This is a genomic window from Stenotrophomonas sp. STK16_22, from assembly GCF_051984505.1.
Taxonomy (GTDB): Bacteria; Pseudomonadota; Gammaproteobacteria; order Xanthomonadales; family Xanthomonadaceae; genus Stenotrophomonas; species Stenotrophomonas maltophilia_A.
Window position 1 is genome coordinate 3,221,980 of the sequence record NZ_CP196972.1, and the last position, 23,195, is coordinate 3,245,174.

Genomic DNA, 23,195 nt, shown 5'->3' on the forward strand with positions numbered 1-23,195 from the left:
ACGCCATGCAGAAACCCGCCGTAACCGTCATGGTCAAGGCCGCCCGCCTCGCCGGCAACGTCCTGTTGCGCAACATCAACAAGCTCGAGGCACTGAACGTGGTGCAGAAGGGCCGGATGGACTACGCCAGCGAAGTGGATGCGGACGCGGAAAAGGTCATCGTCAAGGAACTCAAGCGCGCCTACCCCGAATACGGTGTATTCGGCGAGGAAGGCGGCGTGCAGGGCGAGCGTCGCCACATGTGGGTCATCGACCCGCTGGACGGCACCAGCAACTACCTGCGCGGCGTGCCGCACTACTGCGTGTCGATCGCCCTGGTCGAGAACGGCGAGCCGACCGATGCGGTCATCTTCGACCCGCTGCGCAATGAACTGTTCACCGCCAGCCGTGGCGCCGGCGCCGTACTGAACGACCGCCGCATCCGCGTGGCCGAGCGCAAGGATCTGGAAGGCACGATGATCCACACCGGCTTCGCGCCGCGTGAGCGCAACCGCGCCAGCGCCCAGCTGAAGGCGGTCGACGCCCTGCTGGTGCACGGCGAGGACATCCGCCGCACCGGCTCGGCCGCGCTGGACCTGGCCTACGTGGCCTGCGGCCGCGCCGACGCCTACTTCGAAGCCGGCGTGAAGGCGTGGGACATCGCTGCCGGCCTGCTGCTGGTCCGCGAGGCCGGTGGCAAGGTCTGCGACTTCAAGGGCGCGACCCTGGGCCGCATGGACAACCGTGGCCCGGAGACCCACCAGATCGTGGCCGGCAACCTGAAGGTGGCCGAGTCGCTGCAGAAGGTGCTGGTCAACACCGGTTACGCGGCGGAGTTCGACGCGAAGTTCTGATCTACGCGTAGACGCGGTTCTTGGAGACGGCACCTGCGAAGGTGCCGTTTTTGTTTGCGCACCCGCGCATGGGTAGCGCCGGATCGTTTCCGCGCCCGCGGAGGGGTGTCACTTTCTTTGCTCGTGCAAAGAAAGTAACCAAAGAAACACGCCGCCGGGGCGCGAGCCGATGCTGCGCATCGGTACCCTGCGCTCCTCGGTCCGTCGAGGGACGGTGCGGGAACTCGCTGCGCTCAGACACCCGCACCTCTTCGCCCTCGCCAGACCTGCGGTGCTCGGCTCGCTCAAGGCGGACCCAAGGTCAAACGCCACAGCTGCACCCAGTAGATCCACGCCACGCGTGGATGCTTTGCCGTTGATCTTGACTTCCAGTCCGCCTTGAGCGAGCCGAGCATCGCAGGGGAATCAGGGGCGAAGAGGCGCCGGTGTTTGAGCGCAGCGAGTTCGGCGCCGTCCCCTGATTCGCCGAGAAGCGCAGGGTACCGGCGCGTAGCGACGGCTCGCGCCCTGGCGGCGTGTTTCTTTGGTTACTTTCTTTGCACGAGCAAAGAAAGTGACACCTCTCCGCAGGCGCGGAAACGATCCGCCGGGCACGACCCGGCATCCGCAATGCATCCCGCAAACAAAAACGCCCGGCGCGAGGCCAGGCGTTCCTGCGCTACCGTGGAAGTACGGAGGCTTACGCCACCGTCGACGCCCGCAGCGCGGCGATGCGCTCTTCCAGCGGCGGGTGGCTCATGAACAGCTTCTTCGCGGTCGAACCGGCAATACCGAACGCCGCGATCTGGGTCGGCAACGTGCTCTGGCCGTGGTTGAGCTGCAGGCGCTCCAGCGCGGCGATCATCTTCTGGCGGCCGGCCAGCGAGGCACCGCCGGCGTCGGCGCGGAACTCGCGATGGCGCGAGAACCACATCGAGATCATGGTGGCGAACAGGCCGAACACCATCTCCAGCACGAACACGATGATGTAGTAGGCGAAGCCGCGGCCGCCGCCTTCGCGGTTGCCCGACAGTGCGCTGTCGATGATGCCGCCGACCACGCGCGCCAGCACGATGACGAACGTGTTCAACACGCCCTGCAGCAGGGCCATGGTGATCATGTCACCGTTGGCGACGTGGGCGATCTCGTGGCCCAGCACCGCTTCGGCTTCGTCTTCGCTCATGTTGTGCAGCAGGCCGGTGGACACCGCCACCAGCGCGTTGTTGCGGTTGGCACCGGTGGCGAAGGCATTGATCTCCGGACCTTCGTACACGGCCACTTCCGGCATGCCGATGCCGGCCGCCTTGGCCTGACGCTCGACGGTGGCCAGCAGCCAGCGCTCGGTCTGGTTGCGCGGCTCGGTGATCACCACCGCACCGGTGGAGCGCTTGGCCATCCACTTGGACAGCAGCAGCGAGATGAAGGAACCACCGAAGCCGAAGATGCCGGCCATGACCAGCAGGCCGCTCATCTTGCTGGGGTCGGTTCCCAACAGCGACATCACGATGCTGGCCAGGATCAGCACGGCAAAGTTCGTGGCCAGGAAGAGGGCAATACGGGTGAACATGGGAAATTCCGGCTCGGAAGGGGTCGATATCGATCAATTTGCGGTGCGGTCAGCTTGAATTCAAGCGCCAACCTGACCGACGATTCAGCCAGCATGACCTCCCCCATTCCCTGCGGCCGTTTCGCCCCTTCGCCGACCGGCCTGCTCCACCCCGGATCCCTGCTCGCCGCCTTCGGCAGCTGGCTGCTCGCCCGCCATCACGGCGGCCTGTGGCGGCTGCGCGTCGAAGACGTCGACCCGCCGCGCACCGTGCCCGGTGCGGCGGAATCACAGCTGCAGGCGCTGGCCGCGTTCGGCCTGGGCCACGATGGCCCGATACTCTGGCAGAGCACGCGCGGCGAGGCTTACCAGGCCGCGCTGGATGAACTGCTCGCCAGCGACCAGGCCTTTGTCTGCCACTGCAGCCGCAGCGACCTTGCCGCCAGCGGCGGCATCCATCACCGCTGCGTCGCCCGGCAACCACGACCGGACCCGGCCGTCCGCTTCCGCGTGCCGCCCGGCAGCCTTGTGCACTTCGACGATGGCCTGCGCGGCCCGCAGCAGCAGGACGTGCATGCCGAGGTCGGCGACTTCGTGCTGCGCCGCGCCGATGGCTGCTGGGCCTACCAGCTGGCGGTGGTGGTCGATGACGCCGCGCAGGGGGTGACCGAAGTGGTGCGCGGTGCCGACCTGCTCGACTCCACCGCACGGCAGATCCTGCTGCAGCAGGCGCTGGGTCTGGCGGTGCCGCGCTACTGGCACCTGCCGCTGCTGCTGGATACGCCGGGCCACAAGCTGTCCAAGTCACTGGCGGCGCTGCCGGTGGACAGCGCACGCCCGCTGCCGGTGCTGCGCCAGCTCTGGCAGCTGCTCGGCCAAGCCCCTGAGGCGCTGGCGCAAGCACACGATCTGGACGCGCTGCTGGCTACCGCTCGGCGGGCCTTCGACCCGGCGCGGTTGCCGCGTAGCGACATCCTGTTGCCGGCCGGCGCACTTTCCGCGCCGATGTTGCAGAATCACCCTTCCCCCACCTGATACCCGGACAGCACTCCATGACATCTCGCGTCGCACTGGTCACCGGCGGAACCGGCGGCATCGGTACCGCCATCTGCCAACGCCTGGCCGACCAGGGCCACCGGGTCGCCACCAACTACCGCGACGAGGCCAAGGCCCGCGCCTGGCAGCAGGCGATGACCGAACGCGGCTACAGCGTGTCGATCTTCCCGGGCGATGTCTCCGATCCGGACAGCGCCGAAGCGCTGGTGCGCGCGGTCGAGGCCGAACTGGGTCCGGTCGAGATCCTGGTCAACAACGCCGGCATCACCCGCGATACCACCTTCCACCGCATGCGCGCGGACCAGTGGCACGATGTGATCAACACCAATCTCAATTCGGTGTTCAACGTCACCCGTCCGGTCATCGAGGGCATGCGCCGCCGCGGCTGGGGCCGGGTCATCCAGATCAGCTCGATCAACGGCCTGAAGGGCCAGTACGGTCAGGCCAACTACGCGGCGGCCAAGGCCGGCATGCACGGCTTCACCATCTCACTGGCCCGCGAGAACGCCGGTTTCGGCATCACCGTCAACACCATTTCGCCCGGCTACGTCGCTACCGACATGGTGATGGCGGTGCCGGAGGAGGTGCGTGCCAAGATCATCGCCGACATCCCCACCGGACGCCTGGGCAAGCCGGAGGAAATCGCCTACGGCGTCTCGTTCCTGGTCGCCGATGAAGCCTCGTGGATCACCGGTAGCAACCTGGACATCAACGGCGGCCACCATATGGGTTGGTAAGCCGCGCAGCGGGCCATCGCGGCGAACGCCGCCGGCCCCTGCCAAGAGTCATGCTGCGCAGCACGCAAACCCTTGTTGCGCAACATGATCGCCGCCGAAAGCCAAGCCTGGCGGGGGCTGAGGCGGTTGCAACGGCTGCTGCACTGCGCCATGCTGCGCGTCTACTGTGACGAGTACCGCTTCATGGCTGCGACCCGCATCATCAAGAAGTATCCGAACCGCCGTCTCTACGACACCGAGATCTCCAGCTACATCACCATCGAGGACGTGCGCCAGCTGATCCTGGACGGTGAAGACTTCGAAGTCCGCGACGCCAAGAGCGGCGACGACCTCACGCGATCGGTCCTGCTGCAGATCATCGCCGACCAGGAACAGGACGGCGAACCGATGCTGTCCACCCAGCTGCTGAGCCAGCTGATCCGCTTCTACGGCGATTCCCTGCAGGGCTTCATGGGCAACTACCTGGAGCGCAGCATGCAGGTCTTCCTCGACCAGCAGCAGCAGTTCCGCCAGCAGATGGGCAACCTGCTGGGCCAGACCCCGTGGGCGATGATGAACCAGCTGACCGAGCGCAACCTGGAGCTGTGGCAGGAATTCCAGCGCAACATGGGCACCGGCTTCGGTGGCCCGCGTCCGGGCGGCACCGGAACGGGAACCGGCGCAGGTACCGGCAACAAGCCGAACGAACCGGGCACCGGCACCGGCGGCAAGACCCGCCGCTGAGCTGCTGCAACGGCTGATGCGAAAACGGCGCGCCCCTGGCGCGCCGTTTTGTTTGGCATCGCGACAACGATACGTCAGCGTTTCGCCTTGCACCCCGTGCATACGCGCTCGACCTTGTAACCCTTCGCCTTCAGCTTCTCGACCACGCCGTCGTTGCCCAGCAGGTGCAGCGTGCCCACCACCACCAGCGTACCGCCCTGCCCTGCCTGCAGGTACGGCAGCAGCTTCGGCACCCAAGCGTCATTGCGGCCGGTATTGATGCGCTGATACAGCTGCGGATACTGCTGGCGCATTTCCGCCGCCATCCGGGTCCACAGCACGCGCTCGTCACCGCGGCGCCAGGCGTCGTGCAGCTGGCGTGCCTGCTCGTCGGCCTTGCCGGCCTGGTCCAGCGCTTCGGCCAGCATCTGCCGCTGTTCCTGCAGCGTCATTCCGTCGAGCATGCCGATCTGGGTGTCGATGTCTTCCAGTCCCGCAGTCTTGCGCCCGGTCTTCTGCGCACGCTCCATGAAGTGACGGTCCAGGCCCAGTGCCGGGTCCAGGCCCAGCTTCTGCATCTGCCCGACCGAAATGCTCAGGCCGACAAACCACGGCTTCATCCCCTGCATCTGCGCCAGCGGCAGCTTGTTTTCGGTGGCGAACACCTGCAGCTTCTGCCAGGTCGCGGCATCGAGATCGCGCTTGAGCTCGCTGCCATCGGTGCGCACCGCCGCCTGCACCATGCGGCTGGCCAACTGTGGCGACTGCATGTCTTCCGGCGACAGTTCGAACACGACCCGCTGCGAGGCCTCGAACGCCTGTTCAACATCGGGCGACAACGGGTAATCCTGCGGCTTCAGCAGGTGGAAGGAACCGAGCAGGTAGAGGCGCGAGTCACCAGGACCGGTCACCTTCCACAGCAACGGCACCGGCGGCTTGGCCGCCGCTGCGCCAGCGGTATCGGCTTGCACGGTACGCGCCGCAACCAGCGGTGCCAGCGCACAGGCCGCCAACAGAACGGTGGCACGCAACAGGGATCTGATCGGCATATCAGCCTTCTCCTTCAGGCAGGTGGTAGGCCTTCTCGCCCGCTTCCACGCGCAGGTCCAACCGGTTTTCCGGTGGCGCCAACGGGCAGGTCGCGTAAGCGGTGAACGCACACGGTGGGTTGTAGGCATGGTTGAAATCGATGCGCACCGTGCCATCGGCGCCCGGCGCGTCGGTGTCCAGGTAACGCCCGGCCGGATAGCTGCCACGGCCACTGGTGCGATCGGCAAAGATCAGGAACAGCGGCTGCCCCGGCGCACCGATCGCCTCCAGCCGCCAGCTGCGGCCATCGCGCTGGAACTCGACCGCGCCGGCATTGGGCATTTCGGTGGTCAGGCCGGTGATGTCGACGATGGGCAGGGTCTTGCCCGGCGGGTGCGCGATGAAGCGCGCCTGCACCTGCCAGTCCGGGCCGCCCGGCCAGTACTCCAGCCCACCGAAATCGCGACGTGCCGGCGCATCGGCGTGCTTGACCCGCAGCGCATCGCGCGGACCGCGGCGGATGATGCTGAGCTGGCCTTTGCCGCCATCGAAAGCCAGCAGCGTCGGCTGCGCATCCTTGTCGGTGTCGATGCGGATGCGGCCGCGCACCGGCTGGCCATCATGGCTGACATCCACGCCGGCTTCGGGCGTGAACCACCATTGGCTGCCTTCACGGCGCAGCAGGCCCAGCTTGTCCGGCCCAACCGCCAGGCGGATGCCATTGGTCGCGCCGCTGCCGACGAAGTGGGATTTGTTCTGCAGCCAGTGCAGGCCGACCAGCGCGGTCCAGCCATCGGGCCGGGTCAGGTCCTGATAGCGTGCCACCCGCCACTGCTGCTGCTCGGCGGCATAGGACGGATCCTCCGCGGCCGAGGCTGGTGCCGGCGGCGTCGCCGGGCTGCAGGCGGCCAACACCAAAGCGGCCAGCAGGCCGCCCATTCCCCGATAACGCATCGATGCTCCCCTCAACGTCCGCGCAGGAACCAGCGGTCGATCTCCGCCAGCGAAAAACGGGCCCAGGTCGGCCGGCCGTGGTTGCACTGGCCGGACCGCTCGGTGATTTCCATGTCGCGCAGCAGCGCGTTCATTTCCGGCACGGTCAGGCGCCGGTTGGCGCGCACCGCGCCATGGCAGGCCATGGTCGACAGCAGTTCGTCGCGTGCACTGGCCACGCGCCGGCTCTGGCCGTGTTCGCGCAGGTCGGTCAGCACATCGCGCAGCAGGCCTTCCGGTTCGGCATGCGCCAGCAGCGCCGGAATGCTGCGCACGTGCAGCGCACCGGGACCGGCACGGGTCACTTCGAAGCCGAGTGCGGCCAAGGTTTCACTTTCATTCTCGGCGGTGTCGGCTTCGCGCTCGCCCACCGCCAGCGTGATCGGCACCAGCAACGGCTGCGACTGCAGGCCGATGCCATCGTGCGCGTTCTTCAGCCGCTCGTAACCGATGCGTTCGTGTGCCGCATGCATGTCGACCACGATCAGGCCTTCGGCGTTCTCGGCCAGAATGTAGATGCCATGCAGCTGCGCGATCGCGTAGCCCAGCGGTGGCACGCCAGCGTCGGCACTGGTGACCGGCAGCCCGTTCTCGATCGGCATCGGCGGCAGCGCAGCACCGCGTTCGGCGCCGGCCGGTGCGGCATACAGCGCGGCATAAGCCGCCGGTGCATCGGCCACCTGCAATCCCAGCGGTTGCTGCGGGCGCCAACCCGAGAATCCACCACCGCCACCACTCGAACCGGCCCCAGGTGCGGCACCGCGTACCAGACCGAAACCGGAGGCACCCGCACTGGAGAGCATCGGTGCCGCGCCTGCATCCACCGGATGCGCGGAGCCGGCGCCGATGTCCTGCACCGACATGCCGGCGCGGGTATCGGCCAGCGCATCCTTCAGCGTGCGGTAGACAAAATCATGCACCAGCCGCGAGTCGCGGAAGCGCACCTCGTGCTTGGCCGGGTGCACGTTGACGTCGACGCGGGTCGGGTCAAGCTCCAGGAACAGCACGTAGGCCGGTTGGCGGCCGTGATACAGCACGTCGCCATAGGCCATCTTCACCGCATGGGCGACGCTGCGGTCGCGCACCGAGCGGCCGTTGACGTACAGGTACTGCTGGTCGGCGCTGGCGCGCGAATAATGCGGCTGCGCAATCCAGCCGTGCAGGCGCAGGCCGGCACCGCTGTGGTCGACGCGAACGGCCTGGTTGGCGAAATCCTCGCCCAGCGTTTCGGCCAATCGCGCATCGGAATACAGATCGCCCGGCTTGTAGCGACGCGAGGCCTTGCCGTTGTGCGAGACGCGCAGTTCGACATCCGGCCGCGCCAGCGCCAGCGAACGCAGCCATTCTTCGATATGGCCCAGCTCGGTGCGCTCGGCGCGCAGGAACTTGCGCCGCGCCGGTACGTTGTAGAACAGCTCGCGCACTTCCACCGTGGTGCCCGGCGCATGCGCGCGCGGCGTCACTTCGCCGATCTTGCCGCCTTCGATCTGCAGCGCCGAACCGTGTTCGTCATGTGCGCGACGCGAGGACAGGGTGAAGCGGCTGACCGAGGCGATCGACGGCAGCGCTTCACCCCGGAAACCGAGCGTGGCCACCGATTCAAGATCGTCCAGATCGGCAATCTTGCTGGTGGCGTGGCGCGACACCGCCAGCGGCAACTGTTCCGGTGCGATGCCACTGCCGTTGTCACGGATGCGGATCAGGCGGACACCGCCCTCCTCAAGATCGATATCAACGCGGCTGGCGCCAGCATCGATCGCGTTCTCGACCAGCTCCTTGACCACCGACGCGGGACGTTCAACCACTTCGCCAGCGGCGATCTGGTTGATGAGGATCTCCGGCAACGGCCGGATCGGGCGCGGATGGGTAGCAGACGTCATGCGGGGATGATAACGGAGCGGCCGAGGGTAGAGTCGAGCCATGCTCGACTGACGGGCTACCGGGAAGGCCCAGTCGAGCGCAGCTCGACTCTACAGAAAGCAGTAACCCGCCTTCGGCGGGTTACTTGCTGCCGCCGGCCATGGTGCCGGCGGCGTCGATCTCGGCCTGGGCCCGGGCGGCATACAACGTGCCCGGCGGCGGCTGACGGCTGAAGAACGTGTGCACGCCGTCCAGCACCGCACCGGCGATCTTGCGCTGGTAGGCCGGGTCGATCAGGCGGCGCTCTTCATCCGGATTGGAGATGAACGCGGTTTCCACCAGCATCGCCGGCATGTCCGAAGTACGCAGCACCGCGAAGTTGGCGCGCTCGATGTTCGGCTTGTGGTTGTTGCCGATCCGCTTCAGGCCGCCCAGCACATGGCCGGCCGCGTCCTCGGACGCCTTCATGTAGCCGCTCTGGGCCAGATCCAGCAGCACGTTGGCGAGCGTGCCTTCGGTCTGCTGCAGGCGCACGCCACCGACCAGGTCGGCCGCGTTTTCCTTGTCCGCCAGCCAGCGGGCGCGCTGCGAAGAAGCGCCCTTGGTCGACAGCACGTACACCGACGAGCCCGTGGCCGAACGGTTTTCCGCCGCATCGGCATGGATCGAAATGAAGATGTCGGCCTTGTTCGCACGCGCCTTCTGCGCGCGCATCGGCAGCGGAATGAACACGTCGCTGTCGCGGGTCAGGTAGGCCTTCAGGCCCGGCGTCGCGTTGACCTGACGGGCCAGCTCACGCGCTACGGCCAGGGTCACATCCTTCTCGCGCTTGCCGGTCGGGCCGATCGCACCGGGGTCCTGGCCGCCGTGGCCTGGATCGATGGCCACCACCAGGTGGCGCATGCCAGCCTGCATGCGGATGCGCGAGGCATCGCTGGGCATGGCCGGACGCGGTGGCACCACCGTGGTCGGAACCGGTGCAGGCGCTGTGGCCGGCGGCGTGGTTACCACGGCGGCGGTACGCTGGCCGGCAAGGATCGCAGCCGGCGATGCGGACGGCGTGCTGCTGGCAGCCGTGCCCGCTGCCGCGACCTGGGCCGGTGCAGTGGACGGGGCCGGGGTCGGAGTGGCCGGTGTGGCAGCCGCGGCGCTGGCCTGCTGCTGTACCTGCGCGGTCAACAGCGCGGTGGCGCGCGCGGCGTCGTTGCGCGACTGCGCGCTCTCGGCCGGCGTCGGTGCGGGCGTGTTGACCGGTGCCTGCGGCTGCACCGCCGGCGTCGCTGGCGGGCGGCTGGCGGCCACGGCCGGGCCATCACCCGGCCATTCGATCACCAGCTTGGATTCATTGCCCTCGCGCTGCATCTGCGGGCGGAACGGCGCCACGGATTCAGCGAGGTCGAAAACGACACGGAAGGTACCCGGCACCGGCTGTCCAGTGCGCACGGCCGTGACCACGCCCTGTGCAGCCGGCATCTTCAGGTTGCGTATGGCGCTGGAGTCCGGGAAATCGACCACCAGGCGGTTCGGTCCGGCCAGCGACAAGGTCTTGTAACCGCCGCTGCCGACCAGCGAGATCTCGGCACGGGTGCCGGTGGCGCCGGTATTCAGCAGGACCTGACGGACCTCACCGGCCCACGCACTGACGCTCGCCAGACTCAGTCCGACGGCGGCACAGATGGCAATGAGACGGTTCCCCGGGCGCATGGCTCAGGATTCAATCACCGCGCTGAACGGAATGCAACACCTTTTTCCTTAATAATCCGTAACCTGCCGGTGTTTGTTCTCGTCAGCCGACAGAAATGGCCTGCAAGTCGCCCCCTTGGGGGAGCCGTTCCAGCCATTCATGTCCGACGTCGCTGGCTCCAGTGAGACGGACCCGACGCCCCTGCCCCTCGATCTCCAGCGCCACCACCAGGTCGGTCGGCGGCAGCGCGCCAGCGCCGCGTTCCGGCCATTCCACCAGCCACAACACCGCGCTGCCCTCGTCCAGCCCGAGAAAATCGAGCTCGCCGGCCTGGCCGATCCGGTACAGATCCAGATGCCAGGCCTCGCCACCGCTGGCCAGCGGATAGCGCTCGACCAGGGTGTAGGTCGGGCTGCGGATCGCCCCCTGCACGCCCAGTGCGCGCAGCAGTGCGCGGGCGGTGGTGGATTTGCCGGCGCCCAGGTCGCCGCGCAGTTCGACCAGCGCCTGCGGCGGTCGGGTGGCGGCCAGCCACTGCCCGAGCAGTTCAGTGGCATCGCTGTCGGCAAGGAAGAAATCGATCATCGGGAAAGTTCCGGGTTGGCCAGTCGCCGCAGCGGCGACAGCAGATCAGTTGGAAGCAGGCCGCGCGCGCCGTCGGCGGCAGCGACGTCGCCGGCAAGCGCATGCAACAGCGCACCAGCGGCAGCGGCATCGAAGGCGGCCAGGCCTTGCCCACGCAGGCTGGCGATGATGCCTGTCAGCAGGTCTCCCATGCCACCCACGGCCATGCCGGGATTGCCAGCCGCGATCAGTCGTGGCCGTTGCCCCGGCGCTGCGACGATGCTGCCGGCGCCCTTCAGCACCACCACGGCGTGGAAGCGCTCGGCCAGTGCCTGTGCGCAGGTGAAGCGATCGGCCTGGATGTCAGACGTGCTGCAACCCAGCAGGCGCGCGGCCTCGCCCGGGTGTGGCGTAAGGATGGCGTCGGGCAGCGCGCGCGGATCCTGCGCCAGCAGGTTCAGTGCATCGGCATCGACCACCAGTGGCCTGGCGCTGGCCAGCACCCGCGCAAACAGTGCGCGCGCCCATTCGTCCTGGCCCAGACCGGGGCCGATCGCCACCACCCTGGCCTTGTCCAGCAGTGCCGGCAGCGCGTCACCATCTTCCAGTGCATGGGTCATGGCTTCGGGCAGCCGCGCCAGCAACGGGCCAACGTGGTCGCGGCGGGTGCCCAGGCTCAGCAATCCAGCACCCGCGCGCAACGCCGCTTCAGCCGCCATGGCGATGGCGCCGCCGCTGCCATGGTTGCCGCCGACGCACAGCACGTGCCCGGATTCGCCCTTGTGGGTATTGGTGCGGCGCGGCGGCAGCAGGGCTGGCAGGCGCACCTGCGTCCAGAGCTGCGCAGCGGGTGACACGCCCTGCCATGCGGCCGCGGGTAGCTGCAGCGGCGCCAGCGCCTTCCGCCCGCAATGGTCCAGCGCATCGCCGGTGTACAGCCCGCGATGCGGCACGATGAACTGCACGGTCAGCGCCGCCCTCACCGCCTCGCCCGGTACGGCGCCGCGGTCGGCATCCACGCCACTGGGGACGTCCAGCGCCAGAACCGGTGCCGCCTGCGCGTTGAGCGCGGCAATCAGCGTCCGCGCCACGCCCTCCGGCACGCGATCGAAGCCCAGCCCGAACAGTGCATCGACCCAGATATCGGCCTCGGGAAGCGCGCCGTCGAAATCGGTGATGGTGCCGCCGTCGGATGTGAATTCCGATGCTGCACGCTGTGCCAGCGCGGTTGACGGTGGCTTCCCCGGCAAGGCGATCACCGTCACCTCACGTCCGGCCTGCAACGCATGGCGGGCCAGCACATGGCCGTCGCCGCCGTTGTTGCCCGCACCAACCACCACGCCGATCCGCTGCGCCTGCGGCCAATGCTGCAGCAGGCACTGCCAGGCGGCCTGGCCGGCCTGTGCCATCAGGCCCCAACCGCCCTCGGCGGCCAGCGCCGAGGCCTGCGCATCAAGCGCACGCGCGGCAGCGGAATCGAACAGATCGGCAAGGTTGGCCATGCGGGGATTTTATACTGGTGCACATGTCCCCCGTCCCCGCCCCTGTCCATCCGGCCCAGGCCGTGCAGCGCATCCGCGAACTCGCCCGTGCGCATGGCTTCCAGCGCTGTGGCATCGCCGGCATCGAGCTGGGCGAGGATGAAGCGCACCTGGCCGACTGGCTGGGCCAGGGCCTGTACGGCACGATGGACTGGATGGCGCGCCACGGCACCCTGCGCGCGCGCCCGGCCGAACTGCTGCCCGGCACCGTGCGGGTGATCTCGGTGGGCATGGACTACAGCCACAAGGACGACACCGAAGCCTGGGCAACCCTGGCCGACCCGGGCCGCGCCTACGTGGCCCGTTACGCTTTGGGTCGCGACTACCACAAGCTGATGCGCAACCGCCTGCAGAAGCTGGCCACGCAGATCAACGATGAAGTGGCACCGCTGGGCTACCGCGTATTCGTCGATTCCGCCCCCGTGCTGGAACGCGCACTGGCGCGCAATGCCGGCCTGGGCTGGATCGGCAAGCACACCTGCCTGATCGACCGCCATGGCGGCTCCTGGTTCTTCATCGGCGAGATCTACATCGATATCCCGCTGCCGATCGATGCAGCGGCCACAGCACACTGCGGTACCTGCACGCGCTGCATCGATGTCTGCCCGACCCAGGCCATCACCGGCCCGCAGCGGCTGGACGCGCGGCGCTGTATCTCCTACCTGACCATCGAGCACGACGGCGCCATTCCCGAAGAGATGCGGCCGTTGATCGGCAACCGCATCTACGGCTGTGATGACTGCCAGCTGGTCTGCCCCTGGAACAAGTTCGCCAAGCGTACCGACGAAGCCGATTTCCGCGCGCGCAACAACCTCGATGCCGCGCGGTTGGACCAGCTGTTCGCCTGGGATGAAGCCGAGTTCCTGCGCCGTACCGAAGGCAGCCCGATCCGGCGCAGTGGCCATGAACGCTGGCTGCGCAACATCGCCGTGGCACTGGGCAACGCACCGTCCTCTGCCGAAGCGCTCGCCGCATTGCATACCCGCATCAATGATCCCTCGCCGCTGGTGCGTGAACACGTGCAGTGGGCGCTGGGCCAGCACACGGTGCGCTGACGTGCGATCCTGAGCCCCCCGTTCCGCCCGCAGCACGCCGTTCCCATGCAGCCACGCAACAACGACATCCTCACCCCCAGCCAGCTCAACACCCTGGCCCGCGACCTGCTGGAAGGCAGCTTCCCGGCGATCTGGGTCGAGGCCGAACTGGGCAGCGTGGCGCGCCCTGCCTCCGGGCACCTGTATTTCACCCTGAAGGACGCACGTGCGCAGCTGCGCGCAGCAATGTTCCGGATGAAGGCGCAGTACCTGAAGTTCGTGCCGCGCGAAGGCATGCGCGTGCTGGTGCGCGGCAAGGTGACCCTGTACGACGCCCGTGGCGAGTACCAGATGGTGCTGGACCACATGGAAGAAGCCGGCGAAGGCGCGCTGCGCCGCGCCTTCGAGGAGCTGAAGGCACGCCTGGAGGCCGAGGGCCTGTTCGACCCCGCACGCAAGCGGCCGCTGCCGGCGCACGTGCAGCGCCTGGCAGTGATCACCTCGCCCACCGGTGCCGCCGTACGCGACGTGCTGAGCGTGCTCGGCCGCCGCTTCCCACTGCTGGAAGTGGACCTGCTGCCGACCCTGGTCCAGGGCAGCAGTGCCGCCGCGCAGATCACCCGCCTGCTGCAGGCCGCCGACGCCAGTGGCCGCTACGACGTGATCCTGCTGACCCGCGGCGGCGGCTCGCTGGAAGACCTGTGGGCCTTCAACGATGAAGCCCTTGCCCGAGCGATCGCCGCCAGCCGCACCCCGGTGGTGTCGGCGGTGGGACACGAAACCGACTTCAGCCTCAGCGATTTTGCCGCCGACCTGCGCGCACCGACGCCGTCGGTGGCGGCCGAGCTGCTGGTACCCGACCAGCGCGAACTGGCCCTGCGCCTGCGCCGCACGGCGGCGCGCATGGTGCAGCTGCAACGGCATGCAATGCAGCAGGCGATGCAGCGCGCCGATCGTGCCCTGCTGCGCCTGAACGCACAGAGCCCGCAGGCGCGGCTGGACCTGCTGCGCCGCCGCCAACTGGATCTGGGTCGGCGCCTGCATGCCGCCTTCAACCAGCAGCAGGAACGCCGTGCCGCGCGCCTGCGCCATGCGGCGGCGGTGCTACGCGGGCACCATCCGCAGCGCCAGCTCGATGCGATGCAGCGCCGTCTGGCTGCCCTGCGCGGGCGCCCGCAGATTGCGATGCAGCGTCTGCTGGAACGCGATGCACTGCGCCTGCGCGGGCTGGCGCGTTCGCTGGAAGCGGTCAGCCCGCTGGCGACTGTGGCACGTGGCTACAGCATCCTGACCCGCAGCGATGATGGTGCCCTGGTGCGGCACGTCGACCAGGTGCAGCCTGGTGACGCCCTGCAGGCCCGTGTTGGCGACGGCGTGATCGAGGTGCAGGTCAAGTAAAGGGGTGTTCGGCAGGGCTGCGCCCTGCACCTGCAGAAGCGTTCAAGCAACAGCAACAGCCGAAGCAACAGCCAAAGCTTGTACTCCGTGGGATGGCGGGGCGGTGTGGCTGTGCAGGACACGCCGTAAACCCATCCATGAAGTGACCCCCGGGAGTTGGACACCAGATCCAACCCCGAGGGATACATGAACAAATACGACGCGCGTTTCAAACTGCAGGTCGCCAAAGAGGCCTGCAAGACCTCCACATCGGTCAAAGCCATTGCCCGTCGCCACGGCCTGGAGTTCTCCACGGTCAGGCGCTGGGTGGCGACCTATCGGCTGCATGGTAGGCGGGGATTTCATCGCCAGGCCCGGTCCTATGACCTCCCGTTCAAGCTGGCTGTCCTGGAGAAAATGAGCCAGGACGGCCTGTCCGGGCGCGAGGCCACCACCTACTTTCAAATTGGCGATGCCGGCGCGGTGGGGCGATGGCGGCGCCTGTATGCTCAAGGCGGTGCCCAAGCGTTGGCACCCCCTCCGCCGCCGCCCCGAAAGCCGATGAAGAAGACCCGTTCGTCCAAGCCGCCTGAAGATATGAGCCGCGATGAGCTGCTCAAGGAAGTCGCCTATCTGCGTGCGGAGACCGACTACCTAAAAAAACTCGATGCCTTGATCCGGGAAGAGCAGGCGGCGCAGGACGCAAAGCGCAAGCCGTCCAAGGATTGAGGCAGGTTCATACGCTGTCGCTTCTGCTCGAAGCAGCTGAGCTGTCACGCAGTACGTTCTATTACCAGAACCATGTCCTGGCCCATCCGGATCAGGATGAGGCAGCCCTGTGCGAGCGCATCCGTGCAATCTACGATCAAAGCCAAGGGCGCTATGGCTATCGCACGGTGACGCTGGAATTAGCCAATCAGGGTCATCGGACCAATCACAAGCGGGTTCAGCGCCTGATGGGGGAGATGGGACTGAAATCGCGGGTGCGCGTAAAGCGCTACCAGGCCTTCAAGGGGGCGGCCAATGTTGTGGTTGGCAATGACCTCAATCGCCAGTTCCATGCCGAGCGGCCCAACCAGAAGTGGGTGACTGACGTGACCGAGTTCAAGGTGCAGGGCATGAAGCTATACCTGTCGCCGATCATGGACCTCTACAACGGCGAAATCGTGGCTTATCAGATCAAGCGTCGGCCCGTATTTGATCTGGTGGGTCAAATGCTGGAGGAGGCCATCAAGAAGCTTCCCCCGGATGAGCGCCCCATGATCCACTCCGACCAGGGCTGGCAGTACCAGCATGAAAACTACCGGCACATGCTGGAAAAGCACTCGTTGAAACAAAGCATGTCCCGGCGCGGCAACTGCCTGGACAATGCGGCGATGGAAAGCTTCTTTGGGACGCTGAAGTCGGAATTCTTCTACCTGAACAGCTTTGACAGCATCGAGAGTCTGGAAGCTGGGCTGGTGGAATACATCCAGTACTACAACGAAGAGCGCATCAAACTGAAACTGAAAGGTCTGAGCCCGGTAAAGTACCGGGAGCAGGCCCAATCGGCCGCCTGACCCCGTCCAAGTCTCGGGGGTCACTTCACCATGGGGGCTTGATGGCGCCATCCATGGCGCCAACGGTCCTGCACAACCACACCGCCCCGCCTCTGACAGATTCCGGTGGCTGTTGGTAGTTGTCGACCTTGGTCAACACGGTAGATCCACGCATGCGTGGATGAATCTCCATCGGAATCGAATATTTCGAATCGAGATCGAAGAGCATCCACGCACGGCGTGGATCTACTGCAGGTCGCGAGAATCTGTCGAAGGCGGGGCGGGTCCGGTTGCGGGAGTGTCCGCGGCATGGATGCCGCGGCCAAGCCCCCATGGACGGGTTTACGGCGTCTCCCGCAACCGGACCCACCCCGCCATCCCACGGAATGCACGCTGTTGCTGTTGCTGTTGCTCTGGCTTGTAGCAGGTGCAGGGCGCAGCCCTGCCGAACAACCCCCTACTTTGCCTGCTCGCAGAACTTCTGCCGGTACTCGAGCGCCTTCGGCATCAACGCCTGCAGGTTCTGGATGCGGGTACCCGGGTTGGGATGGGTCGAGGAGAATTCCGGCGGTGACTGGCCACCGCTGGCCTGGCCCATGCGCTGCCACAGCGGCACCGCCTCGCGTGGATCGAAGCACGCCGCTGCGGCCAGCATCAGCCCCACTTCATCGGCCTGCGTCTCGTGGCTGCGCGCATACGGCAGCAGATACCCATAACCCATCGCCGACATCATCATCTGTTGCTGCTGCGCATCCATGCCGCTGGCGGCGCCGGCCACCTGCCCGATCTGGGTCAGCTTCTGCTGGGCCATCCGCTGTGCACCGTGGCGCAGCAGCGCATGGGCAATCTCATGGCCCATCACCACCGCCATCGCATCACGGGTGCGCGCCACCGGCACCAGCCCGGTGTAGACCGCCATCTTGCCGCCCGGCAGGCAGAACGCATTGGCCTGCTCGGATGGGATCACATTCACTTCCCACTGGAAATCCCGCGCGAAATGCGCCGGCTGCACGCCGTGCTCCTGGGCCAGCGCGGTCTCCACCACATCGACCTTGGCAATCAACCGCTGGGCGATGTCGCGCACATCGCGCGCGATCGGCGCATTGGGATCCATCGGCCGTTCCTGCGACAGGATCTGCTGGTAGGCCTGCAGCCCCAAAGCGGTCTCCTGCCGCGCATCCAGGCTGCTGTCGATCATCACCTTCTCGCCGGTATACGGATCCACCGTGCGGTTGGAAAACCAGTAGAAGACCGCATAGCCGGCGGCCAGCAACAGCACCCACCAGCGGATGTTGCCGAACAGGCCGCGCCGTTGCGGGCCTTGCGGCGAGCGGGAGAAGGGATCATTGCGCATCGGGTCGGCTTCCAGCAGGCCCCGCCGGCCGGCGGGCACGGCGCAATCTTAGTGCGCCGATGCCAGCAACGGGTGAAGCCGGCCGCCGATCAGATGCCGCGTACCAGGCGGAAGCCGATGCGCGCGTTGGTGGTATCCGAGTCCTGGGATTGCCGCCAGGCGGCACGGGTCTGCTCCGGCGCATTGGCCCAGTTGCCGCCCCGGATCACCCGTGCGCGGCAGCCCGGGTTGAACCAGGCGGCGCCATCGGAGGGCGCGCGCCGGTAGCTGGCATGCCAGCAATCGGCCACCCATTCGCTGAGATTGCCGCCCATGTCGTGCAGGCCGAAGGCATTGGCCTGGAAACTCCCTACCGGTGCCGGCCCCCACCAGCCATCGCCATAGCCGATGAAGGCGTTGTGCCAATGCCGCCCTGACGGCGACACGTCCTTGCTGCCGGTGAAATTGCCGCTGCCCGGCGGCGGCGTGCCGGCATCGCCCCAGGGGTAGCGACCACTGCTGCCACCGCGCAGCGCGTACTCGAACTCTGCTTCACTGGGCAACCGGTAGCTGCGCCCGGTCTGCTCGGACAACCACGCCGCATAGTTTTCGGCATCGCGGATGCTGACGTGCATCACCGGCGAATTGGCCATCGCGCGGCCACCGTCGTAATCCGAGCGCCAGTCCACGCCGCTGCGGCGGATGAAGTTGCCGCTGCGTTCGTCATAGACCACCGAATGGCCGCGCCGCGTCGCCCGTGGGCGCGCATTGGTCGCCTTCACGTAGCGCTGGAAATCGCTGACCGTGACCTCGGTGATCGCCATCGCAAAGCCTCGATCAAAGCGCACATAGTGCGATGGTCGCTCGGCATCGCTCGAGCCCGGCTCGGCATCGCCGGCGCCCATCTGGAAACCGCCATGCGGCACCACCACCATCTGCGGCCCGCGTCCGCCATCGCGCATGGCGTCGCTGAACACCTGTCCAGGGCGGAAGCTGCCGTAGTGGGTGGCCAGGTCGATACGCTCACGCAGCTGGGCCACCACCGCGTCTCCCGGCAGGGCGATGCGCAGGGCCTCGGCCAGTTTCTCGCGCGCCGGCTTCAGGCCCTGCGGCGTGGACAGGTCGCGCAGGCCGTCATCGCGCAGCTGCAGCAATGCCGCCGCGCGGATCTGCTCGATGCGCTCGAACGCGTCGGCGATGGTGGGCGACGAGTCGCGCACCTTGCTCGCTTCGGCCAGCCAGGTGCCGGCGCTGGCGAAATCGCGCGTGCGTGCCGCGTCTTCGGCGCGGCGGATCAGTCCACTTTCGGCCGCGGCCAGTCCCTGCCGTGCGCGGCTGTTGTCCTCATCCAGTGCCAGTGCCTCACGGAAGTTGCCGATGGCCCCATCCCCGTCTTCACCGATCCGGTCCGAGCGCAGGTCCTCTTCGCCGGCGCGGTTATAGGCCACCACACGCTGGGCAAGCTCCACCCGTCCCTGCAGCGCACGCACCTTCTCGTCCTTTGGCGCCAGCGTCAGCAACACCAGCGCCTGGCGGCTGGCCTCAGCCAGCGCCTCGCGCTGCTTCAGCGGCCGCACCAGCAACGCATCCGCCTGCTGCTGCAGGCGCTGGCGGGCGCGCTGCAGGCCTTGGCGAGCCTGGCGGTCATCCGGATCCTCTTCCTGTACCGCCAGCCACAGCGGGATGGCGGCATCGGCATCCTCATAGAGCCGTCCTTCGGCGAACGCCTGCTCGGCGGCGCGGCGCAACTGGGCCAGGCTGCGGCCCTGGCGGTCCACCCGCGGCGGCGTCCACTGCTGTACATCCTCGGCGGCATCCTCACCGGCGATGGTCACGCTGCCCTGCCCGGCCTGCGGGCGCTCGTCGCTGTCTGCGTCCGCGGACGGGCGCGCCTGTTCCCCGGCACTCCGGTCCGTTGCCGTGGGGGGCGACGGCGTGCAGCCGGCCAGGGCCAAGGCCAGGGCGGTGCACAGCACGGGCGACAACGAAAAACGCAAGCAGAGCCTCCTTCGGCACGGACGCGCACCGACGTTAGGCTATTCTCCCCTGCCTGAGCAAACCCGAGTAGTAGGCCCTGACCCGTGGCAACCTGGATCACCACCCCCGCCGAGCTGGATGCGTACTTCCAGCAGCGCCCGACCCGCATCGGCCTGGATACCGAATTCATCCGTGAGCGCACCTTCTGGCCGCAGCTGGCCCTGGTGCAGATGGCGGTCGGGCAGGACATCCTGCTGATCGACCCGCTGATTCCCGGCATGACCGAGGCGCTGGCGCCGTGGCTGGCCGATGAATCCATCACCAAGGTGATGCACAGCGCCAGCGAAGACCTGGTCGCCTTCAAGTGGGCGTGCGGCGTGCTGCCACGGCCGCTGTTCGACACCCAGATCGGTGCTGCGCTGGCCGGCATCGGCGGCGGCATGGGCTACCAGAAGCTGGTGGCGGAAATCACCGGCGTCGCCCTGGCCAAGGGCGAAACCCGTTCGGACTGGATGCGCCGCCCGCTTTCGGAGTCGCAGCTGCAGTATGCCGCCGACGACGTCGAGCACCTGTTCGCGCTGCATGACGCCATTGATGCCAAGCTGCAGGCACTCGGCCGCCAGCAGTGGCTGCACGACGATGGCGAGCGCCTGCTGGCCAGCGTCGCCAATGACGAAGACCGCTGGCCGCATCTGGCGATGCGCTCGGCGCAGTTCCTCGACGCGGCCGCACAGCACCGCCTGCTGCGCCTGCTGCGCTGGCGTGATGTGCAGGCACGCAACAGCGACCGCCCGCGAAGCTGGATCCTGGACAACGAACTGGCCGCCACCCTGGCGCGCACGCCACCGGCCGACGAGGCTGCGCTGGGCAAGCTGTTCGAGCAGTTCCCGAAGGCACCGCGCAAGCTGGCCGGCGCGGTCTGGCAGGCGCTGTCCACACCGCTGGCCGATGAGGCCGGGGCACCGCTGGCGCTACCCGCCAATGACAGCAACAAGCAGGCGGTGAAGAAGCTTCAAGACGCGGTGGCCGAGCGCAGCCGCGAGTTGGGCCTGCCGGATGGCGTGCTGGCCTCCCGCAAGCATCTGGAAAGCTATCTGGAACGCCGCCAATGGCCGGCAGCACTGGCCGGCTGGCGCCAGCAGGAACTGGAATCGCGGTTGCAGGCGCTGCTGCCCGCACACTGAGATCAACCGGCGCCGGGCAACCCGGCGCCGGCGCCGGCGCCGCAAACATGAGCATCTGCCATGCTTGCCGACGCGGGCGCGGGCCTGTCCAATAGCGTCCCCGCTATTGTTGGATTGCATCAGATGACAAATGGACTTGTAAAAGACGGCCTTTCCATGGACGACCTGGCCTGGCGCGCGCAGGCGCGCACCGCGCTGCAGGAACACGACCATGCAGCACTTGAGGCGCTGCTTGCCCCACACGAACAGGCCTGGCTGAACGGCACCCGGCCGCTGCCCGGCATCCGCTGGCGCCTGCGCAACCTGCAGGACACGGCGCTGCCCCTGGATGAGCGCCTGCAGCAGGCGCAACGATGGGTTGCCGCCGCTCCCCACAGCTATTACGCACACCTGCGCCTGGGTGCCTGCTGGGAGTCGGCCGCTGGCGCCCTGCGCAGCGCCGATGTGGCCGCACTGGTGGAAGACAGCCAGTGGCTGGCCGCACAGCAGGCACGCGACCACGCCGTGCATGCCTACCTGCAGGCGATCGCGCTGTCGCAGCGCCCGGCGTTGGCGCTGGATGGCATCAAGCGCATCACCAGCTACCTGCGCGAGCCAAACTGGCTGCGCGCACTGCAGGCGGGGCAATCGCCCGAATCCGATGAAGCCGCCTTGGCCGAGCACTATCCGCAAGCCTGGCCGCAGGCATTGCAGCTGCTTTCGCGCTTCGGTGCCCCGTTGCAGACGCTGCCGGATACGCTGCCCACGTTGCTGCGCGATCGCAGCGAGGACGATTTCGATGCGCCTCTCGCGTACTGGATGCGCCTGGTGCTGGAGCAGCGACCGGACGACCTGGGCACGCTGGAAGACACCCTCTACTACCTGTACCCGCGCTGGGGCGGCAGTCACGAAGCGATGGAGGATTTCATCGATGGCGGCTGGTGTCGTGGCCTGGAGCTGGCACAGCGCAATGCGTTGCGCTGGTGCAAGGAACAGGACTGGATGGGAGACCTGCCGCGCCGCGGGGATGCCGAAGCGGTAGCCGTGCATGAGCGCGCGTATGCACAGATCCTTGACTGGCACCTGGAGGGCTACGTGCGTGCTGAAGTCCTGACCCAGCGTGCTGCACTCCGCTTTCATCTCGGGCGCATCGAGGAGATCGAAGACCAGGTGCAATGGGATGCCGGATGCATGCAGGCCGTGCTTGAGGACCTGCAGCAGGCCTGGGTGCTGGATCGAGACATGGTCCTGCACGGAGGTTTCAGCAGCCTGGAAGCCTGCACCTGGTTCGCCCATGTTGACGGCGCCGAAGCGCTGTTCGCGCAGGTGGTGGACTACGCCGCGCGCGAAGGTGATTCCGCGCTCGGCCTGCTCTGGGCCGCAACCGCCATCGAGCATGGGCTGCTCGGCCAGGCAGCCGATCCGGCACGTGCGCACCCCCTGCTGCAGCGCGCCCTGAAACTGGCGGCGCAGCAGAAGACGTCCACGGTCACCTTCGCTTCCAATCTGTTCTGCGATGTCTCGCAGGCCGCAGGCCTGTCGCTGTTGCAGCGCATGGCCGACGACGGCGACGCCGGTGCGATGGCCGCGCTGTGCGACCTGTACAAAGGCCGGTTGGGCGGCCGCGACCAGCCGGACTTCGTCGATGCCCAGAAAGCCCTGTACTGGCAGGAGCGTGCCGTCGAAGGCGGCGACCTGATCGCCACCTACAACCTGGCCGTGCGCCTCGTCGCTGCAGGCGGCGCGGATAATGAAGCGCGTGCGCGCGAGCTGTACCTGCGCTGCCTGCGCGAAGCCGACGCCGGTGAGCGCGTGTGGGGCCCGACCTGCCGCAACCTGGCCTGCCTGGCATTCGATGGCCAGAGCGACGCGCACAAGCGCGAAGCGGTCGAACGCGCCTTGATTCCGCTGTGGTGGCGCGGTGAGGACGACGACAAACTGTGGGCAGCCGGCTACCTGGCCGACGTCTACCACTTCGGCAACGGCGTCCCGGCCAATGCGTTCCTGGCGCTGACCTGGCTGCAGCGCGCCAGCGAGATCGATCCGGAGTATGTGGACGTGGTGCGCATGGCGCCGCTGATCAACGGCGAGGGCCGCTGGTTCGGTGCCAGCCGCGCACGCAAGCAGCAGGAACAGGACCGCCAGCAGGTGGACAGCGCAACCTGGGCCCTGACCTTCGGCCAGCGCAGCCAGGACAGCGACCTCACTGCGGTCTGACGCAACGAAAAGGGCGGCCCGGATCACCGGGC

18 protein-coding genes are annotated in these 23,195 nt (G+C 67.5%); 9 read left to right on the plus strand and 9 right to left on the minus strand.

The genetic code is table 11. The annotated features are described in order from the left end of the window. The first annotated feature begins 5 nt into the window (after positions 1 to 5). Positions 6 to 833, plus strand: coding sequence for an inositol monophosphatase family protein (locus tag ACSYAO_RS15095; RefSeq protein ID WP_049401244.1), 828 nt, complete (start codon positions 6 to 8; stop codon positions 831 to 833). 679 nt (positions 834 to 1,512) lie between these two features. On the opposite strand, the gene htpX is transcribed toward ACSYAO_RS15095, so the two are convergent. Beyond that, on the minus strand, positions 1,513 to 2,379 hold the full coding sequence (gene htpX, locus ACSYAO_RS15100) for a protease HtpX (RefSeq protein WP_049463081.1): 867 nt from the start codon (positions 2,377 to 2,379) through the stop codon (positions 1,513 to 1,515). Positions 2,380 to 2,472: 93 nt separating this feature from the next. Between htpX and gluQRS the strand changes: the two genes are divergently transcribed. The 3 genes from gluQRS to phaR all read left to right on the plus strand — a co-directional run bounded on the left by gluQRS (position 2,473) and on the right by phaR (position 4,874). Next, positions 2,473 to 3,393 (plus strand): tRNA glutamyl-Q(34) synthetase GluQRS, encoded by a 921-nt coding sequence (gluQRS, locus tag ACSYAO_RS15105; protein ID WP_049463080.1) that lies wholly within the window; start codon positions 2,473 to 2,475, stop codon positions 3,391 to 3,393. Positions 3,394 to 3,410: 17 nt separating this feature from the next. Further along, positions 3,411 to 4,151 carry an acetoacetyl-CoA reductase gene (phbB, locus tag ACSYAO_RS15110; protein WP_049423910.1) on the plus strand — a complete coding sequence of 247 codons (741 nt, stop codon included), beginning with the start codon at positions 3,411 to 3,413 and terminating at the stop codon, positions 4,149 to 4,151. Between the two features lie 183 nt (positions 4,152 to 4,334). After that, positions 4,335 to 4,874, plus strand: coding sequence for a polyhydroxyalkanoate synthesis repressor PhaR (gene phaR / locus ACSYAO_RS15115; RefSeq protein ID WP_032130258.1), 540 nt, complete (start codon positions 4,335 to 4,337; stop codon positions 4,872 to 4,874). A 74-nt stretch (positions 4,875 to 4,948) separates the two neighbouring features. Here the strand turns inward: phaR and ACSYAO_RS15120 are convergent, their stop codons facing one another. From ACSYAO_RS15120 to ACSYAO_RS15145, 6 genes are all read right to left on the minus strand, one after another. After that, positions 4,949 to 5,902 (minus strand): TraB/GumN family protein, encoded by a 954-nt coding sequence (locus ACSYAO_RS15120; RefSeq protein ID WP_032130255.1) that lies wholly within the window; start codon positions 5,900 to 5,902, stop codon positions 4,949 to 4,951. Between the two features lies 1 nt (position 5,903). Beyond that, complete coding sequence (locus ACSYAO_RS15125; RefSeq protein WP_049463079.1) at positions 5,904 to 6,836, minus strand: DUF1684 domain-containing protein; 933 nt, start codon at positions 6,834 to 6,836, stop codon at positions 5,904 to 5,906. 11 nt (positions 6,837 to 6,847) lie between these two features. Then, positions 6,848 to 8,755, minus strand: a complete 1,908-nt coding sequence (gene mutL, locus ACSYAO_RS15130; RefSeq protein WP_049463078.1) for a DNA mismatch repair endonuclease MutL — start codon at positions 8,753 to 8,755, stop codon at positions 6,848 to 6,850. A gap of 121 nt (positions 8,756 to 8,876) precedes the next feature. Next, positions 8,877 to 10,439, minus strand: coding sequence for an N-acetylmuramoyl-L-alanine amidase (locus ACSYAO_RS15135; protein ID WP_032130507.1), 1,563 nt, complete (start codon positions 10,437 to 10,439; stop codon positions 8,877 to 8,879). Positions 10,440 to 10,521: 82 nt separating this feature from the next. Continuing rightward, the gene (tsaE, locus tag ACSYAO_RS15140) at positions 10,522 to 11,004 is read right to left on the minus strand and encodes a tRNA (adenosine(37)-N6)-threonylcarbamoyltransferase complex ATPase subunit type 1 TsaE (protein WP_032130506.1); all 483 of its coding nucleotides are present in this window, start codon (positions 11,002 to 11,004) and stop codon (positions 10,522 to 10,524) included. After that, complete coding sequence (locus tag ACSYAO_RS15145) at positions 11,001 to 12,485, minus strand: NAD(P)H-hydrate dehydratase (protein WP_049463077.1); 1,485 nt, start codon at positions 12,483 to 12,485, stop codon at positions 11,001 to 11,003. Before ACSYAO_RS15145 ends, tsaE begins: the two co-directional genes overlap by 4 nt. A 23-nt stretch (positions 12,486 to 12,508) precedes the next feature. On the opposite strand from ACSYAO_RS15145, the gene queG reads away from it, so the two are divergent. The 3 genes from queG (at position 12,509) to ACSYAO_RS15160 (ending at position 16,494) form a co-directional block, all read left to right on the plus strand. After that, entirely contained in the window at positions 12,509 to 13,579 is a 1,071-nt protein-coding gene (gene queG, locus ACSYAO_RS15150) for a tRNA epoxyqueuosine(34) reductase QueG (RefSeq protein ID WP_049463076.1), read from the plus strand. Positions 13,580 to 13,624: 45 nt separating this feature from the next. Then, complete coding sequence (xseA, locus tag ACSYAO_RS15155) at positions 13,625 to 14,956, plus strand: exodeoxyribonuclease VII large subunit (RefSeq protein ID WP_049463075.1); 1,332 nt, start codon at positions 13,625 to 13,627, stop codon at positions 14,954 to 14,956. A gap of 186 nt (positions 14,957 to 15,142) precedes the next feature. Beyond that, a protein-coding gene (locus ACSYAO_RS15160) for an IS3-like element ISStma2 family transposase (RefSeq protein ID WP_197656034.1) occupies positions 15,143 to 16,494 on the plus strand; the annotation gives its coding sequence in 2 pieces (ribosomal slippage) (positions 15,143 to 15,590 and positions 15,590 to 16,494; 1,353 coding nt in all). A gap of 436 nt (positions 16,495 to 16,930) precedes the next feature. Here ACSYAO_RS15160 and ACSYAO_RS15165 read toward each other — a convergent pair. Together ACSYAO_RS15165 and ACSYAO_RS15170 are read right to left on the minus strand one after the other, a co-directional pair. Beyond that, positions 16,931 to 17,827, minus strand: coding sequence for a M48 family metallopeptidase (locus ACSYAO_RS15165; protein ID WP_049401698.1), 897 nt, complete (start codon positions 17,825 to 17,827; stop codon positions 16,931 to 16,933). An 89-nt stretch (positions 17,828 to 17,916) separates the two neighbouring features. Continuing rightward, on the minus strand, positions 17,917 to 19,803 hold the full coding sequence (locus ACSYAO_RS15170; protein WP_049423890.1) for a formylglycine-generating enzyme family protein: 1,887 nt from the start codon (positions 19,801 to 19,803) through the stop codon (positions 17,917 to 17,919). Between the two features lie 84 nt (positions 19,804 to 19,887). On the opposite strand from ACSYAO_RS15170, the gene rnd reads away from it, so the two are divergent. Both rnd and ACSYAO_RS15180 read left to right on the plus strand, forming a co-directional pair. Continuing rightward, positions 19,888 to 20,967, plus strand: a complete 1,080-nt coding sequence (gene rnd, locus ACSYAO_RS15175; protein ID WP_149909444.1) for a ribonuclease D — start codon at positions 19,888 to 19,890, stop codon at positions 20,965 to 20,967. Positions 20,968 to 21,123: 156 nt separating this feature from the next. Next, positions 21,124 to 23,163, plus strand: a complete 2,040-nt coding sequence (locus ACSYAO_RS15180) for a DUF4034 domain-containing protein (RefSeq protein ID WP_223224730.1) — start codon at positions 21,124 to 21,126, stop codon at positions 23,161 to 23,163. Positions 23,164 to 23,195: the final 32 nt, after the last annotated feature.